Source organism: Ensifer sp. GW821-FHT05G01, from assembly GCF_059419585.1.
Window position 1 is genome coordinate 204,862 of sequence record NZ_JBWKSC010000015.1, and the last position, 15,694, is coordinate 220,555.

Genomic DNA, 15,694 nt, shown 5'->3' on the forward strand with positions numbered 1-15,694 from the left:
ATGGCTAAGGTTCAACTGAAAAATCTCGAAAAGGTCTATGGCAACGCCTTCAAGGCGGTCCATGGCATCAACCTCGATATCGACGACGGCGAGTTCATGGTTTTTGTCGGCCCGTCCGGCTGCGCCAAGTCGACCACACTGCGCATGGTGGCGGGTCTGGAGGAGATTTCCGGCGGGGAGGTCGTCATTGGCGATCGACGCGTTAACGATCTGCCGCCCGGCAAGCGCTCGATCGCCATGGTGTTCCAGAACTACGCGCTCTATCCGCACATGAAGGTGAGGGGCAACCTCGCCTTCGGGCTGAAGATCGCCGGAAAACCGAAGGCGGAGATCGACGCCGCCATTGAACAGGTCGCCAGGATTCTCGAGATCGAGCCATTGCTCGACCGGCTGCCCAAGCAGCTCTCGGGCGGTCAGGCCCAGCGCGTGGCACTCGGGCGTGCACTGATCAAGAAGCCGGGCGTGTTTCTGTTCGACGAGCCGCTGTCCAACCTCGACGCAAAATTGCGCGCTTCGATGCGGGTGCGCATCACCGACCTGCATCGCAAGCTGAAGGCTGATGGCCTGTCGTCGACGGTCATCTACGTGACGCATGACCAGACCGAAGCCATGACGATGGGCGACCGCATCTGCGTCATGCAAGCAGGACACATCATGCAGGTTGCGACGCCGAAGGAACTCTATGAACGTCCGGCGAACCTGTTCGTCGCCGGTTTCATCGGCAGTCCGGAGATGAACCTCATCGATGCGAAGCTTGACGGTTCGTCCTTCTCGATCGGCAGCCGGAGCCTGCCGCTCGGAGCGCAGCTGGAGGGCCGGCTTTCGGCCCGCCCGGTAGAGGCCGTGGTCGGCATGCGCCCGCAACACCTTTCGCTCGTCGCCGACGGTCCCGCTGCGTTCACGGCGAAACTCGCCAACGCGGAGTTCATGGGCCACGAAGTCTATCTCCATGCCGACCTGGAAGGTCACAGGGTTGTGAGTGTCGTTGGCGCAGCCGATTTCGAGACGCTGGGGCGCTCGGAGAAGATCCGCCTGCGTCCCGACCTGGACCGATTGCACATTTTCGACAAGACCGACGGCCGCAACGTCTCGCTGTGAGGAGGCGGCGTTGAGCCCTGTATCAAGAAGGAGGAGAACTATGAAGACTGCGAGAACCTTGGCTGCATTGACCGGCGTCGCCTACGGCGCGCTTTCGCTCTGTGCACCGGCTGCTGGAGCGGCCGAACTGCGCATGGCCTGGTGGGGCGGCGACAGCCGTCACGTGGCCACCCAAAAGGCGACCGCCGCCTGCGGCCAGAAATACGGCCATACGGTCAAGGGCGAATTTACCGGCTTCGACGGCTATCTCGAAAAACTGACGACACAGATGGCTGGCAGGACCGAGGCCGACATTATCCAGGTCAACTGGCCCTGGTTGCCTTTGTTTTCCAAGAACGGCGAAGGTTTCGCTGATCTGCGCCAGTTGAAGGCGATCGATCTGGCGAACTGGACGGAGGGAGATCTCGCCGCCGGCTCTATGAACGGCGTTCTGCAGGGGCTTTCGGTCTCGACGACGGGACGTGTGTTCTTCTTCAACGCAACCACGTTCGAGAAGGCCGGTGTCAGTATCCCCAAGAATTGGGACGAGTTCTTTGCCGCGACCGCGACCATCAAGGAGAAGCTCGGCAAGGACCATTACACCTTCAATGCCGTCAAGGAGACCGCGCAGCTGCTGGTAACCCTTGCCGTCGTGCAGAAGACCGGGAAGGATCTTGTCGATCAGACGAACAATCGCGTCGCCTGGACGCCCGAGGAGCTCGCCGAAGGCATTTCCTTCCTCGGCAAGCTGGTGGAGACCGGCGCAATCCGTTCTCAAAAGGAAGAGGCAGCCGACGGCAACGTCAACCTGTTCGAGAAGCCTGCCTGGGCTGAAGGCAAGGTCGCTGGTTCCTATGAATGGGATTCCACCTATTCCAAATACGCCGATCCGCTGAAAGACGGCCAGGTGCTGAAACCCGTGCCGATGCTGAAGCTGGCGGACGCCGTGACCGAAGGCGTCTATCGCAAACCGTCCATGGTGTTCTCCATCTCCAGGAACTCGAAGAACCCGGAGGCCGCCGCTGAGATCGTCAACTGCCTGCTGAACGAGCCGGAAGGCATCGACGCTCTTGGCACATCGCGCGGGCTTCCCGCGTCGAAGGCCGCCGCAGCCCGGCTTGGCGACAAGGGTGAGGCTGAGGTTCGTGCTGCCAACGCCATCGTCATGGCCTCGACCGGGCCGTCGGTCTCGCCCTTCAACGAGCATCCGGAAATCCGGGCCGCCTTCATCGATACGCTCGAAGAATATGCTTACGGCCAGATCACTGCAGAAGAGGGTGCCCAGCAGATCATCGACACTGTGAACGACGTTCTCGCCGAGTTCGACTGACCGCCAACACTGCCCCGCCGCGGGCGACCGCGGCGGGACTTGCGCCCGTCTGACGGGCACGGAACACGAGGCAAGATATGATCCAACCTTCCATCATCGCGCGCTCGGCGCGAACGGCGGCGCTATGCCTGCCGGGGCCCGGTGCGCTTTATTGGCTTTGCGAAAAAGCGGCCTGGCGGTTGTCGTCGCCGGATGACGACCGGGACTTGCAGCAGGGAGTGGCCGATACCGCCGTCACCCTGCTGCATGGACTTCACCCTGCGCGCCGCTACGTCTTCGAGGCGGAAGGGTTTCTGCCGGTGGTTTTCCAAACCGCGCCCTGCGCAGGTCTCGTCGATGCCGCCGATTTTGGTCTCGTGCCCGATATCGCGCCCGACGATCTCGATGGCGCCGTCGCCAATGTCAAAGCACTTGCGGATGCGATCGCAACAGTCCCGAGCGGCGGTACGCTTTATCTCGGGCGAGGCCTATGGACGGCGTTCCCGATCACGCTCAAGGGGCAGATGACCCTGCATCTCGCTGAAGGAGCGACCTTGCGAGCGCCATCCGGGCGTACCGGTTGGCCCATCCTGGCATCGCGCGATCATTGCGGCCGCATGCTCGGTAGCTGGGAAGGGTTGCCTGCTGCCTGTTTTGCCGCGCCCGTGCATGCCGCCTCGGCGGAAAATCTGGTGATCGAGGGCCGTGGTGCCCTCGATGGCTCCGGTGACAGGGGCGACTGGTGGAGCTGGCCGAAAGAAACGCGAGACAGCGCACGGCGCCCACGCGGCCTGCATCTGATTTCCTGCCGTGACGTAACCCTGCTCGGATTCACCATCCGCAACGCGCCGTCCTGGACCATCCATCCGCAGGGTTGCGAGCGTCTGACGGCTGCCGGACTGACGATAATCGCGCCACCAGACAGCCCGAACACCGATGGTTTCAACCCTGAAAGCTGCCGCGATGTCACGATTACAGGTGTGCGTTTCTCGGTCGGCGACGATTGCATCGCGGTCAAGGCCGGCAAGCGTGGTCCGAACGGCGAGGATGATCACCTGATGGAAACACGCAACGTTCGCGTCAGCCATTGCCTGATGGAACGCGGCCATGGCGGGCTGGTGATCGGCTCGGAGATGTCCGGTGGTGTGCATGACGTCTGCGTCGAGGATTGCGAGATGATCGGCACGGATCGCGGCCTGCGGCTGAAGACCCGTCGCGGTCGCGGCGGGTCGATCACCAATATCGCCATGTGCCGTGTGCGTCTGGATGGCGTCGAAACCGCGCTCTCGGCCAACGCCCACTACCATTGCGATGCCGACGGCCACGATCCCTGGGTGCAGAGCCGTGAGCCGGCAGCCGTCAGTTCCGCGACACCGGTCATCGATGGCGTAGCCATAGAGGACGTCGAGATCCGTGGGCTCGCTCACGCGGCAGGCGTGTTTCTCGGTCTACCCGAAGCCCCGATCCGCAACATCAGCATCCGCCGCCTGCAGATCGTCTCGCATGACCCCGATGCAATCGCGACGCCGCCGATCATGGCCGATCGCGTCAGGCCCATGCGTCACGAGGCGATCGTCGCCGAGCGAGCCGAGATCGACTGCGACGACCCCGCCTTGCTCAGTGCCGCATCAATCTCCCTTTCCTTTGAATGAGATCTGCCCGTGAACCCGACAGACTATTTCGATGAATTCGCCAAGCGCTACACCCGCTACAAGGGGGGTAGCTGGTGTTACGAGGATGGATGCGTCTATCGCGGCCTCATTCACCTCTTCGAGGCGACAGGCGATGCGCGCTGGAAAGCGCATCTGCACCGCCTTGCAGATCCGCAGATCGCACCTGACGGTGCACTTTCGGGCTACGATCCTCATGAATACAACATCGACCACATTCTTGCCGGACGCTCGCTGTTCGCGCTCGCCAAAGAGGCTGACGATCCGCGCTATCGTCTGGCCGCGGACCGTCTGGCCGGGCAATTGCAAAGCCATCCCCGCATCGCTGCCGGCAACTACTGGCACAAGAAGCGTTATCCGCATCAGGTCTGGCTGGACGGGCTCTACATGGGGCTGCCGTTCCAGATCGAGTACGGCAAATCGACGGGCCGCGCCGGCCTGATCGCCGACGCGCTGCAGCAGTTCTCGACGGCTATGGCATTAACGGCCACCTCGGGCGGCCTCTACGTCCATGGCTATGACGACAGCCGTCAACAGCGCTGGGCGGACCCGGCGACCGGTCAGTCTCCCGCCGTCTGGGCGCGCGCGGTCGGCTGGCTGGCGATGGCACTGGTCGATTCATTGGTCATGCTGCCGGCCGACGAGGCCACCGCTTCCCTGCGCCAGCGCACCGGCCGTCTTCTAACGGAGATCACGAGCCGACAGGTGACTTCCACCGGTCTCTGGCTGCAGGTGCTCGACGCGCCGGACCTCGAAGGCAATTATGAGGAGAGTTCAGCTTCGGCGATGTTCGCCTATGCGCTCATGCGCGCTGCCCGCCATGGTCTGCTCGAGCCGGATCGGACTGAAGCCTCGGCCGCGGCGGGCAGACAAGCGCTCGATGCCCTTCAGAATACCCGGATCGTTGCGGATGTTGAAGGCATCACTCGTTTCACAACCATCGTCCACGTTGCCGGTCTTGGCGGTTTCGAGGGCAACTATCGCGACGGTTCCCCGGGTTACTATCTCACTGAGCCTGTCGTTGCCGATGACGCCAAAGGTGTTGGTCCGCTGATGATGGCCTATGCCGAAAGCCTGATGGCAGCGTCCTGAAGGGGAGCGGGAAAAAAGCTGGGGGTTAGGCTGCGAGGTCGAATTTTGCCTGTTTGAGACGGCCGTCCGCGACGGCGGCTCGGACTTGAAGAACCCGATGAGCACCGATCGGTGTCCAACACATTTGCGGGTGTTGTCACATAAATCTGCTGTCAGTGAGTGGGACGTAGAGATGGTGGGATGAAGAATTCAACCATTAGCTACAAGCGTCACCGTTTCCCGCAACAGACCATCGCCAATGCGGTCTGGTTGTACTTTCGGTTCCCGCTGAGCCTGCGACTGGTCGAGGAATTGCTGCTGGAGCGCGGGATCGTCGTCTCGTATGAAGCGATCCGGCGATGGGGTCGGAAATTCGGACCGGCCTACGCGAAGCAAATCCGTCGCCGGCGGCCGTCGCACCGGGACGTCTGGCATCTGGACGAGGTGGTGGTTTCCATCGCTGGCCGCAAATACTGGCTTTGGCGTGCCGTTGACCAGGACTGTTCTGTTCTCGACGAGATCGTTCAAAGCCGGCGCGATACGAAAGCCGCGAAGCGATTGCTGATCAGGCTACTGAAGAAAGCTGGCATGCCGCCCAAGCGGATCATCACCGACAAGCTCCGTTCGTATGGCGCGGCTAAGCGTGACGTTATGCCGGCTATCGAGCACCGGGCCCACAAGGGTCTCAACAATCGAGCGGAAAATTCTCATCTGCCGCTCAGAAAACGAGAACGCACCATGCAGGGTTTCCGATCAGCCGGCAGCCTGCAGCGGTTCATCTCGATCTTCTCGGCGCTCCGAAATCTCTTCGTCACCCCGCATCACAAACTATCCGCCCTGGCCACTCACATTCACCGCATCCGCGCAATGGCGCATTGGAAAGTCGCGACGGGCGCGGTTGCCTGATCTCAGAGCGCCGCGGGGGGTAGGTCGATCACCGCTCGATAACGTGACAACTCCGCTGACGCTAATGCCATCACCCCGCTAGCGGCAAATCCACCCGAAACATTCCCAAATCGCGGCATGTCTCTGCGCCAACCCGGGTCAGCCGTCGGCGTAAATCAACACCCCGACCACTGTTTTGCCTTGCACAGGGAGCTTTAGTTGCACTAAAGTTTTGCCGGGCCAGAAAAATGCGGACATACAAGATGAGCTTCAACGATCGGGAGGCGCAGCAGAATGCCTCGCAGGGATCCCCTCTTTTTCCACCTGCCGTTTCACTCGGGCGTGCGCTTCGACAGCGGCGCAAGGAAATCGGCAAGACGATGAGGCAGGTCGCGCGCGAGGCAGGTCTTAGTGAGGGTTTTGTCAGTCAGGTAGAGCGCGGTCTTTCGACGCCCTCTTTGATCTCGCTTTGCAATCTCGCCTCCAGTTTGGATGCGAGTGTCGAGGCCTTTCTGCCGCAAGCGCCGCAGCGTACTCATTCCGTAGTCTCGCATGCGAGCGAGCGCCACAATTACAGTCTCGAGGCGGAAGAGCGGGTGTACCAACTTTTGCAGCGCGGTTTCCCCGGTGCACTTCTCAACAGCTGTATCACGCACATGCCTCCCGGATACGTCTCGGATGTAACACGCCACGAGGGCGAAGACTTCCTCTACGTCATTGAGGGCGAGATGCTCTATGAGGTCGGCGATCGCAAGTATCAACTCACGGCAGGGGACACGCTACACTTTCCTGCATCGTTGCCGCACCGTGCACGCAATGTCGGGCAGGGCGAGGCGCGGGAACTTTGGGTTGGCACGACGCGGATCATACCGGAGCGGTGATGGGGTCGCAGAAGCCACCTCAGTTCTCCCAGAAATTATCACGAGAGCGATTGACAAATGCCCTCGATAAACTTTAGCCTGACTAAAGTTTCAGGATGGAGTGGTGGAGGCCGCTCCGACGGGAAGCCGCTTCGTCGGTGCGGTGTCTGTGTCACAGGACCGGGCCGGAAAGCGGACTAGCATTTCAAACAACTCAACGCGGGGGCAGGCGGTGAAAGGTGAAACCCTTCACGCCTGAAGGAGGAAAAATGCGCGTGAAAAAATTGATCAATGGCGCGGCGCTTGTGCTGGCGTTGGCGGCTGGCCAGGCCCTGGCCGAAACGCCGAAGAACACGCTCGTCGTGGCCGATGCCATCGACGACATCATCACGCTTGATCCGGGCGAGGTCTCGGAGGTTGGCGGCGTGCTTGCGGCAAATCAGATCTACCAGCCGCTTCTGACTGCAGCGACCGACGATTCCAGCAAGATCATCGGCGTGCTCGCCGAAAGCTGGACGGCGTCGCCGGACGGCAAGACCCATACCTTCAAGATGCGTCCGGGGCTGAAATTCGCCTCCGGCAATCCGGTGACGGCGAGGGATGCGGAGTATTCGCTACGCCGCGTCGTGCAGATGAAGTCGCGCTCTGCCTTCATCCTCACCCAGTTCGGCTTCACGCCTGAGAACGTCAAGGATCGCATCAAGGCGACCGACGACATGACGTTGGTCATCGAGATCGGTGACACCTATGCGCCGTCGTTCCTCTATTACTGTCTGTCTTCCTATGTCGGCGGCATCGTCGATTCCAAACTGGTGCAGGAGCACGAGGTCAATGGCGACTTCGGCAATGGCTGGCTGAAGGTCGACAACTCCGCCGGTTCCGGCCCGTATGTGCTGACGCGCTGGGAGCCCAAGCAGTCGATCATGTTGACCCGCAATCCCAACTATACCGGCGAGACTGGAGGCCTGGAGCGGATCTTCCTCCAGCACATTCCCGAAAGCGCCGCACAGCGCCTGTTGCTCGAAAAGGGCGACATCGACATCGCTAACAAACTCGGGCCGGATGATTTCGGCGCAATCGAGGAGAACCCGGACGTCGGCTTCGTCGACGGTCGTTCCGGAACCATCTACTACATGGGCCTGAACGTCAGGAACGAGCACCTGGCCAAGCCCAAGGTCGTGCAGGCGCTGAAGTATCTGGTCGACTACCAGGGCATCGCTGACACGATTTCGCGCGGCACGGTGGAAGTCCACCAGACGCTGGTGCCGAAGGGTTTCCTCGGCGAAATCGACTACAATCCGTACAAGCTCGATATCGAGAAGGCGAAGGCGCTGTTGGGCGAGGCCGGAATTTCGGGTGAGCTCACGCTGGACACCGTTGTCTGGAACACGCCGCCCTACACGGACTTCGCCCAGGCGATCCAGGCGACCATGGCGCAGGCCGGCGTCAAGCTGAACCTTGAAGTGGTCGACGGCCAGCAGTGGCTGGAACGCTATCGCTCGTCAAACCTCGACATCTGGCTCGGCTTGTGGGGCCCGGACTATCCCGACCCGCACTCCAACGCCAAGGCCTTTGCCGTGAACAAGCAGGACGCGCCGGACGGTTCCGCCGGCCTTGCCGATCGATTTGGCTGGGCGGCCGGAAGCCTGTCGCAGGATGCGATGGCGGCCGTGCGCGAGCAGGATACGGACAAGCGACGGGCGATGTATGAAACCCTGCAGAAGGCACATACCGACACCTCGCCCTTCCTCTACATGTTCCAGCAGGTCCGAAAGGTCGGCGTGCGCAGTTCGATCAAGGGTGTCGTCCTCGGGCAGACCTTCGCCGACGACCGATACTGGAACGTAACCAAGTAACCGTCCGAACCCATGTTCGGCCGCGAACGGTGCTCCTGCGCCGGTCGCGGCCGAGGTCAATCCCAGCAAAGCAGACGGAGTGGTTCGTGCCGGCAGTTTTCATCAACCGGGTTCTCGGTGTCACCGGCCGGATCCTCACGCTTCTCCTCTCCGTGGGCATCACGCTCATTGGCCTGGTGGCACTCACCTTTTGCATCGGTCGCGTTGTGCCGATCGATCCGGTCCTGTCGGTGGTCGGACAGAAGGCAAGCGAGGAGGTCTACCAGCGCGTCTTCCTCGAAATGGGCCTCGACAAGCCGCTCTGGCAGCAGTTCCTCGCCTATGCCGGAAAGCTCGTTCGGGGCGATTTTGGCACCTCTTTCGTCACCAACCGGCCCGTGCTCTCGGACCTTGCCGGCTTCTTTCCCGCGACGTTGGAGCTTGCGACGCTCGGCCTTCTGGCCGGCACGCTCATCGGCGTGCCCGCGGGCGTGGCCGCTGCCTATTGGCACGACAAATGGCCCGACTACCTGATCCGCTTTGTCGGCCTCATCGGCTATTCCGTGCCGATCTTCTGGCTTGGACTGGTCGGTCTCTTCGTCTTTTATTCCCGGCTCGACTGGGTGTCCGGTCCTGGCCAGATCGACGTCTTCTATCAGGGGATCGTCAAACCGGTGACCGGCTCGCTGTTGATCGATTCGCTTCTGTCAGGCGAGTGGGAAGTCTTCGGCAATGCCTTGAGCCATATCGTGCTGCCGGCAGCGCTGCTCGGCTATTACAGCCTCGCCTACATCTCGCGCATGACGCGTTCGATGATGCTCGACCAGTTGTCGCGGGAATATGTGCTGACGGCCCGCCTCAAGGGGGCGACCGAATATCGCGCGGTGATGCTGCATGCGCTGCGAAATGCCGCCATCCCGCTCGTCACGGTGATCGCACTTTCCTACGGCGGCCTGCTGGAGGGCTCCGTGCTCGTCGAGACGGTCTTCGCCTGGCCGGGTATCGGCAACTACATAGCCTCATCGCTCTTCAGGGCCGACATCAACGCCGTGCTCGGCGGTACGGTGCTGGTCGGCGCCGTGTTCATCCTGCTCAACATGGTCTCGGACGTCGTCTACCAGATGCTCGATCCGCGCTCCAACCTTCGCCGCCGGTAGGAGGCCGCCATGACCGCCATCAATCTCACCCATGCCGAGACCCGCCGCCAGCTTCGGCGCGCGCGCCTCGGTGAATTTACCAAATTCGCGCGCCGTTTTGCCGGTAATCCGCTCGGCATGATCGGCCTTGCCATCCTCGGTGTGCTGCTAGCGAGCGCAGTCTTCGCGCCCCTCCTTGCGACCCATGATCCCTACCTGCCCGATCTCGTGCATCGCCTTTCGCCGCCGAGCTTCGAGAACTGGCTCGGCACGGACGAGCTGGGTCGTGACATCTTCACCCGCATCCTCTACGGCGCCCGGCTGACCCTGCTTATCGTGGGGCTGGTGGTGGCGACATCCGCTCCGATCGGCCTGATCATCGGCGCGGTGGCGGGAACGTCGGGCGGCTGGGTCGATGCGGTGTTCATGCGCATCACCGACGTATTTCTTGCCGTTCCGAAACTGCTGTTGGCACTTGCTTTCGTGGCCGCGCTCGGGCCTGGCATCGTCAATGCGGCGCTGGCGATCACGCTGACTGCGTGGCCGCCCTATGCGCGGCTGGCGCGGGCCGAAGCGTTGATCGTGCGCGACAGTGACTATGTCAACGCCGTGAGGCTGGCCGGCGGCTCAGAGTTCCGCATCGTCTTGCGCCATATCATGCCGATGTGCCTCTCCTCGGTGATCGTGCGCATGACGCTCGACATGGCGGGCATCATCCTGACGGCCGCTGGCCTCGGCTTCATCGGGTTAGGCGCTCAGCCGCCGCTGCCGGAATGGGGCGCAATGATCTCGACTGGCCGCAAATTCATCTTCGATCAGTGGTGGGTAGCGACCATGCCCGGCCTGGCGATTTTCATTGTCAGCCTAGGCTTCAACCTTCTGGGCGATGCCATGCGCGACCTGCTCGACCCGCACTTAAGGAGGCGCGCATGAGCGAGACGCTTGTCACCGTGGAAAACCTGCGCATCGCCTTTGCCGGCGAGGGCGGCACAATGATCGAGGCGGTCAAGGGCGTCTCCTTCGAAGTCGGCCGGGAAAAGCTCGGTATCGTCGGCGAAAGCGGTTCGGGAAAAAGTCTCTCCAGCCGCGCCCTGATGGGCGTTCTGCCGGAGCATGCGCGCGTCTCGGCCGATGTCATGTCCTTTGCCGGTATCGACCTGCTTTCGGCCCCGCCACGGGTACGTCGGCAGCTGCGCGGCAATCGCATGGGCATGATCCTGCAGGATCCGAAATTCTCGCTCAACCCGGTCATGCGGGTCGGCAAGCAGATCGCCGAGGCGATCCGGCTCGGTGCCCGATCTCTGCCGCCAGCAAAGGTGCGCCAGAAGGTGCTTGAGGTGTTGGAGGCGGTGCATATCCGAGCGCCGGAGCGGGTCTACGACCTCTATCCACACGAACTCTCTGGCGGCATGGGCCAGCGGGTGATGATCGCCATGATGGTGGTGCGCGAACCGGAACTGCTGATCGCTGACGAACCCACGTCCGCCCTCGACGTCACGGTGCAGGTGCAGGTGCTCGAGATCATGGATGAACTGGTCAGGCGCCGCGGCATGGGCCTTGTCTTCATCAGCCACGACCTCAACCTCGTCTCGCGCTTCTGCGACCGGGTACTGGTCATGTATGCCGGCCGGATCGTCGAGACGCTGGATGCGCGACGCATGCACGAGGCGGTACATCCCTATACGCGGGGGCTGCTCGCCTGCCTGCCAGCCATCGATGGGCCGCTGACACCACTGCCAACTCTCGCGCGCGACGCGAGCTGGGGAAAGGTCCGCCTATGATCCGCATCGACAATCTCAGCGTCCATTTCGGCAGCGCCGTCGCGGTGCAGAACGTCAGCCTCTCGGTGGAGAGCGGCGAGAGCTTCGGTCTCGTCGGCGAAAGCGGCTCGGGCAAATCCACCGTCTTGCGCACGGTCATGGGTCTCAATCGCCAATGGACCGGTGATATCCATATCGGCGATATCGATCTACGCAAGGGAAGGCGGCGCGATCTCGTGCGCGTGGCGCAGATGGTGTTCCAGGACCCCTATGCCTCGCTGCATCCCCGCTACACGATCGGCCAGGCCATCGCCGAGCCGATGCTGATCAACCGCATGTCGGATGTCGATGCCCGCACGGCCGAGCTTCTGGAGATGATCGGGCTGACGGCGGCACACCGGTTTCGCTTCCCGCACGAATTGTCCGGAGGCCAACGCCAGCGCGTGGCGATAGCCCGCGCCCTGTCGCTGTCGCCAAAGGTGCTTCTGCTCGACGAGCCGACCTCGGCGCTGGACGTCTCGGTACAGGCCGAAATCCTCAACCTCCTCAACCGCCTTCGTCGTGAGCTTAACCTGACCTTTGTCATCGTCAGCCACGACCTCGCGGTCATCTCCTATATGTGCGATCGATTGATGGTGATGCAGAACGCCCGCGCAGTCGAAACGCTGACGCGCGCACAATTGCGCGCCGGCGACATGCAGCACGACTATACCCGCACGCTCTTCCGGGCGAGCCATCGCGATCGCGCGGGCGCTGGTGCTTCGGCCGAAGCTGTTCGTCATGGATGAGACCTCGGCGGCGCTTTCGCCAAAGCTTATCCAAAATGTGTTCGCACTTATCCGGACGTTGGCAGCGGACGGCATTGCCGTACTGTTACTCGAACAAAGAGCGAGAGAGACCCTGGAGTTTAGCGATCTTGGCTACATCCTAAGCGCAACGTCGGCATGCTTGCGCTGTCTTGGGGCAACTTAAATGTAAAGTGAGTGCGCGGCCTAGCCGCCGATATGCGTCGACATCGTACCCATGAGATTCAAAAACTGCAGGAGCCGCGGGTTCGTATCCCATCAAGGCGCTCAATTGGCCTCTATCAGGCTGCTTAGAGCCTGCTGGCGTTCCCCGGTTTGACCGTCGACAACCGGGGAACGTGATTGCTTCGCGTCAGTCTATGCCGCTTCGAGCTTCTTCTCGCAGCGAAGCAGCATGCCGTAGAGGTCGCGCGGTTCGTCGGGATCAGCGAGGAGGTCGAGTTCTGTGAACATACCGTGTTCGGCAATCTGGTCCCGCACGTAGCGGAGGGCGGAGAAGTCCTCGATCGCAAAACCGACGCTGTCGAAGAGCGTGATCTGATCCGGGCTCTTGCGGCCCTCTGTCTCACCGGTCATGACCTGCCAGAGTTCGACGACGGGGTGCTCGGCCGGCAGCTGCTGGATTTCGCCTTCGATGCGTGTCTGCGGCGGATATTCGACGAAGATGTCCGAGCGCAGCAGAATGTCCTTGCTGAGCTCGGTCTTGCCGGGGCAGTCGCCGCCCACCGCGTTGATGTGGACGCCGGGGCCGACATGGTTGTCCGAGAGGATCGTCGCGTACTGCTTGTCCGCTGTGACCGTGGTGATGATGTCCGCGCCCTCGACCGCCTCTTCAACCGACGTGCATTCCTCAATGGTGAACCCGAGGCCCGCGAGGTTGCGCGCGCATTTCCTGGTTGCAGAGGCATCGATATCGTAGAGGCGAAGCTTGTCGATGCCGAGCAACGACTTGAAGGCCCGAGCCTGGAATTCGCTCTGTGCGCCGTTGCCGATGATGGCCATGGTGCGAGCGTTCGGCCGGGCCAGATATTTCGCCGCCACCGCCGACGTTGCGGCGGTGCGTAGCGCGGTAAGGATCGTCATTTCGGTAAGTAGCATCGGGTAGCCGTTGCCGACATCCGATAGCACACCGAAGGCCGTCACGGTCTGGCGGCCGTCACGCGTGTTCTTCGGATGACCGTTGACGTATTTGAAGCCGTAGAGCGTTCCGTCGCTGGTTGGCATCAGCTCGATGACGCCTTCCTGCGAATGGGAGGCGACGCGCGGGGTCTTGTCGAAGGCCGGCCAGCGGCGGAAGTCTTCCTCGATGGTGGTCGCCAGTTCCGTTAGGAACCGGTCGATGCCTACCTTCAGAACCAGTTTCATCATGTGGTCGACGCTTACGAACGGAACCACGTTCAGTTTTGGATTAGTGTTCATTTTCCCTCCAACCAAAGAATAACCGAAATCAGCCAGTAACAGTTGGGCGATCCATCACCCTCTTGCCCATCAGGCTGGCGATGAGATCGACGAGCAGCCGTGCGGTCTTGCCGCGCTCGTCGAGGAACGGATTGAGCTCGACGATGTCGAGGCTGGTCACCAGGCCGCTGTCATGCAGCATCTCCATGATCAGGTGCGCCTCGCGGAAGGTTGCTCCTCCCGGTACCGTGGTGCCAACGGCTGGCGCGATGTCCGGCTCGAGGAAGTCGACATCGAAGCTGACATGTAGAAGGCCGTTTGCGGCCCGGACCCGTTCGATGAAACTGCGGACGAGGACGGCCACGCCATGCTCATCGATTACGCGCATGTCGTGTACCGTAATGCCCGTCGTGCGAATGGCGGCCTTTTCGGCGGTGTCGACGCTGCGGATACCGATCATGCAGACGTTTTCTGCGGCAACGGGATGGGCGAGGGCAGGGAAATAGCCATCGAAACCCGTCTGGCCGGTATAATACGCGACCGGTGTGCCATGCAGGTTGCCGCTGAGCGTCGTTTCGAGAGTATGGAAGTCGGTATGGGCGTCCAGCCAGAGCACGAATAGCGGCCGCCCGAGTTCGGCGGCTCGGCGTGCGAGACCCGGAACGGTGCCTGCAGAGATGGCGTGGTCGCCGCCGAGGAAGATAGGCATGCCCGCCTTGCTGTGTTCGTAGGCAGCAGCCGACAGCGCTTCGACCCAGGCGACCGTTTCGCCGAGGTGATGGACGGCCTTGTTCGGGTGCGGCATCTCATCGAACGCACGTGGGCTGAGATTGCCATTGTCCTTGACCGTATGGCCCAGTTCTTCCAGTGCCGTTCGAAGGCCAGCGATGCGCAGGGCGCTCGGCCCCATCTCGCAGCCAAGCTGCCCTGCTCCGATTTGCAGGGGCGCGCCGATGAGCGTGCATTCCATAGTGTACTCCCGTTTGTTTTCACGAGTTTAGAAGCCTTGGGTGGCGGATTGAACATTGAATTTTGGCATATCGAGATGCTATTTTGACCAGATTGATAATAACGGAATCCAAATTGGTATGGATGCTCTCGACCAGAAGATCGTGACGCTATTGCGCGGCAATGGGCGTCGGAGTGTCTCGGATCTCGCGCTGGAAACGGGTGCCTCGCGGGCGACCGTGCGGGCGCGCATCGAGCGGATGGAGCAGGACGGGACCATCCTCGGCTACACGGTGATGCTGCGTGCTGATGCGCTTGAAGATGTCGTTCGTGGGGTGATGATGGTTGAGATCGAGGGCCATGTGACCGATCGGGTGATCCGCACGCTCGGCGGCTTTCCTGAAATCTCGCAGATTCACACGACGAACGGACGGTGGGATCTGCTGGTGGAACTCAGCGCATCGAGCCTGGCCAACTTCGATGTCGTGCTGCGCAAGATCCGTCTCGTGCCCGGCATTATGGGCAGCGAAACGAGCCTTCTTTTGTCCACGCCGCGGTCGACGAAGGCGAAGCTCTAACTTAGCGTCGGCCTGCGAGACTCGCTTCGACAGTTTGTCGGTGAGCTGGGCGCGTCGCGTTTTCCGCAATGGCGGCGAGCTCGGCCGGAGCATCGGCGTCACCACTGCCGGCGACGATCATCCGGCACTTTGAGGCCTTGAGGATTGCGACAGCTTTGTCGGTGGTGGCGGCGCGGCCGGCTAGCGTCCGGACCTCGGCCGACAAATCGGCCGGGGTAGCGAAGACATCGAGCGGATTTCGACATGGAACGCGCGCGCGGAAAGACGCAACGGATGTGTTTCGTCTAGTGCAGGATCTGGCTGAGGAAGAGCTTGGTGCGCTCGTGCTGCGGATTGTCGAAGAACTCGGCGGGCGAGTTCT

At 61.8% G+C, this 15,694-nt stretch carries 15 protein-coding genes; 13 read left to right on the forward strand and 2 right to left on the reverse strand.

Annotated elements, in window-relative coordinates:
• The 11 genes from AC07UR_RS29695 to AC07UR_RS29745 all read left to right on the forward strand — a co-directional run bounded on the left by AC07UR_RS29695 (position 1) and on the right by AC07UR_RS29745 (position 12,391).
• On the forward strand, positions 1-1,098 hold the full coding sequence (locus tag AC07UR_RS29695; protein ID WP_209792042.1) for an ABC transporter ATP-binding protein: 1,098 nt from the start codon (positions 1-3) through the stop codon (positions 1,096-1,098).
• 40 nt (positions 1,099-1,138) lie between these two features.
• Positions 1,139-2,407, forward strand: coding sequence for an ABC transporter substrate-binding protein (locus tag AC07UR_RS29700; protein ID WP_209792041.1), 1,269 nt, complete (start codon positions 1,139-1,141; stop codon positions 2,405-2,407).
• Positions 2,408-2,484: 77 nt separating this feature from the next.
• Positions 2,485-4,038: a polygalacturonase PglA gene (gene pglA / locus AC07UR_RS29705; protein WP_209792040.1), complete on the forward strand. Its 1,554-nt coding sequence runs from the start codon at positions 2,485-2,487 to the stop codon at positions 4,036-4,038.
• Between the two features lie 9 nt (positions 4,039-4,047).
• A complete protein-coding gene (locus tag AC07UR_RS29710; protein ID WP_209792039.1) occupies positions 4,048-5,148 on the forward strand; it encodes a glycoside hydrolase family 88/105 protein in 1,101 nt (366 codons plus the stop codon).
• A gap of 180 nt (positions 5,149-5,328) precedes the next feature.
• The gene (locus tag AC07UR_RS29715) at positions 5,329-6,033 is read left to right on the forward strand and encodes an IS6 family transposase (RefSeq protein ID WP_209792038.1); all 705 of its coding nucleotides are present in this window, start codon (positions 5,329-5,331) and stop codon (positions 6,031-6,033) included.
• A 242-nt stretch (positions 6,034-6,275) separates the two neighbouring features.
• Positions 6,276-6,893, forward strand: a complete 618-nt coding sequence (locus AC07UR_RS29720; RefSeq protein ID WP_494700222.1) for a helix-turn-helix domain-containing protein — start codon at positions 6,276-6,278, stop codon at positions 6,891-6,893.
• 248 nt (positions 6,894-7,141) lie between these two features.
• On the forward strand, positions 7,142-8,728 hold the full coding sequence (locus AC07UR_RS29725) for an ABC transporter substrate-binding protein (RefSeq protein WP_209792034.1): 1,587 nt from the start codon (positions 7,142-7,144) through the stop codon (positions 8,726-8,728).
• Positions 8,729-8,814: 86 nt separating this feature from the next.
• Positions 8,815-9,864, forward strand: coding sequence for an ABC transporter permease (locus AC07UR_RS29730; RefSeq protein ID WP_327795878.1), 1,050 nt, complete (start codon positions 8,815-8,817; stop codon positions 9,862-9,864).
• A gap of 9 nt (positions 9,865-9,873) precedes the next feature.
• Entirely contained in the window at positions 9,874-10,776 is a 903-nt protein-coding gene (nikC, locus tag AC07UR_RS29735; RefSeq protein ID WP_209792032.1) for a nickel transporter permease, read from the forward strand.
• A complete protein-coding gene (locus tag AC07UR_RS29740; protein ID WP_209792030.1) occupies positions 10,773-11,624 on the forward strand; it encodes an ABC transporter ATP-binding protein in 852 nt (283 codons plus the stop codon). Before nikC ends, AC07UR_RS29740 begins: the two co-directional genes overlap by 4 nt.
• Positions 11,621-12,391 (forward strand): ABC transporter ATP-binding protein, encoded by a 771-nt coding sequence (locus AC07UR_RS29745; protein WP_209792028.1) that lies wholly within the window; start codon positions 11,621-11,623, stop codon positions 12,389-12,391. Before AC07UR_RS29740 ends, AC07UR_RS29745 begins: the two co-directional genes overlap by 4 nt.
• 375 nt (positions 12,392-12,766) lie before the next feature.
• Here the strand turns inward: AC07UR_RS29745 and ocd are convergent, their stop codons facing one another.
• Both ocd and rocF read right to left on the reverse strand, forming a co-directional pair.
• Positions 12,767-13,828, reverse strand: a complete 1,062-nt coding sequence (gene ocd / locus AC07UR_RS29750) for an ornithine cyclodeaminase (protein WP_209792026.1) — start codon at positions 13,826-13,828, stop codon at positions 12,767-12,769.
• 28 nt (positions 13,829-13,856) lie between these two features.
• Positions 13,857-14,777: an arginase gene (gene rocF / locus AC07UR_RS29755; protein WP_209792024.1), complete on the reverse strand. Its 921-nt coding sequence runs from the start codon at positions 14,775-14,777 to the stop codon at positions 13,857-13,859.
• A gap of 118 nt (positions 14,778-14,895) precedes the next feature.
• On the opposite strand from rocF, the gene AC07UR_RS29760 reads away from it, so the two are divergent.
• Complete coding sequence (locus AC07UR_RS29760; RefSeq protein WP_209792022.1) at positions 14,896-15,333, forward strand: Lrp/AsnC family transcriptional regulator; 438 nt, start codon at positions 14,896-14,898, stop codon at positions 15,331-15,333.
• Positions 15,334-15,488: 155 nt separating this feature from the next.
• The coding region (locus tag AC07UR_RS29765) for a hypothetical protein (RefSeq protein ID WP_494700223.1) at positions 15,489-15,694 on the forward strand (206 nt) is incomplete at its 3' end.

What these genes read in the sequence shown, in the direction of transcription:
- AC07UR_RS29695 (WP_209792042.1), top strand. Translation starts at nt 1, where the DNA reads ATGGCTAAGGTTCAACTGAAAAATCTCGAAAAGGTCTATGGCAACGCC.
- AC07UR_RS29700 (WP_209792041.1), top strand. Translation starts at nt 1,139, where the DNA reads ATGAAGACTGCGAGAACCTTGGCTGCATTGACCGGCGTCGCCTACGGC.
- pglA (WP_209792040.1), top strand. Translation starts at nt 2,485, where the DNA reads ATGATCCAACCTTCCATCATCGCGCGCTCGGCGCGAACGGCGGCGCTA.
- AC07UR_RS29715 (WP_209792038.1), top strand. Translation starts at nt 5,329, where the DNA reads ATGAAGAATTCAACCATTAGCTACAAGCGTCACCGTTTCCCGCAACAG.
- AC07UR_RS29720 (WP_494700222.1), top strand. Translation starts at nt 6,276, where the DNA reads ATGAGCTTCAACGATCGGGAGGCGCAGCAGAATGCCTCGCAGGGATCC.
- AC07UR_RS29725 (WP_209792034.1), top strand. Translation starts at nt 7,142, where the DNA reads ATGCGCGTGAAAAAATTGATCAATGGCGCGGCGCTTGTGCTGGCGTTG.
- nikC (WP_209792032.1), top strand. Translation starts at nt 9,874, where the DNA reads ATGACCGCCATCAATCTCACCCATGCCGAGACCCGCCGCCAGCTTCGG.
- AC07UR_RS29740 (WP_209792030.1), top strand. Translation starts at nt 10,773, where the DNA reads ATGAGCGAGACGCTTGTCACCGTGGAAAACCTGCGCATCGCCTTTGCC.
- AC07UR_RS29745 (WP_209792028.1), top strand. Translation starts at nt 11,621, where the DNA reads ATGATCCGCATCGACAATCTCAGCGTCCATTTCGGCAGCGCCGTCGCG.
- ocd (WP_209792026.1), bottom strand. Translation starts at nt 13,828, where the DNA reads ATGAACACTAATCCAAAACTGAACGTGGTTCCGTTCGTAAGCGTCGAC.
- rocF (WP_209792024.1), bottom strand. Translation starts at nt 14,777, where the DNA reads ATGGAATGCACGCTCATCGGCGCGCCCCTGCAAATCGGAGCAGGGCAG.
- AC07UR_RS29760 (WP_209792022.1), top strand. Translation starts at nt 14,896, where the DNA reads ATGGATGCTCTCGACCAGAAGATCGTGACGCTATTGCGCGGCAATGGG.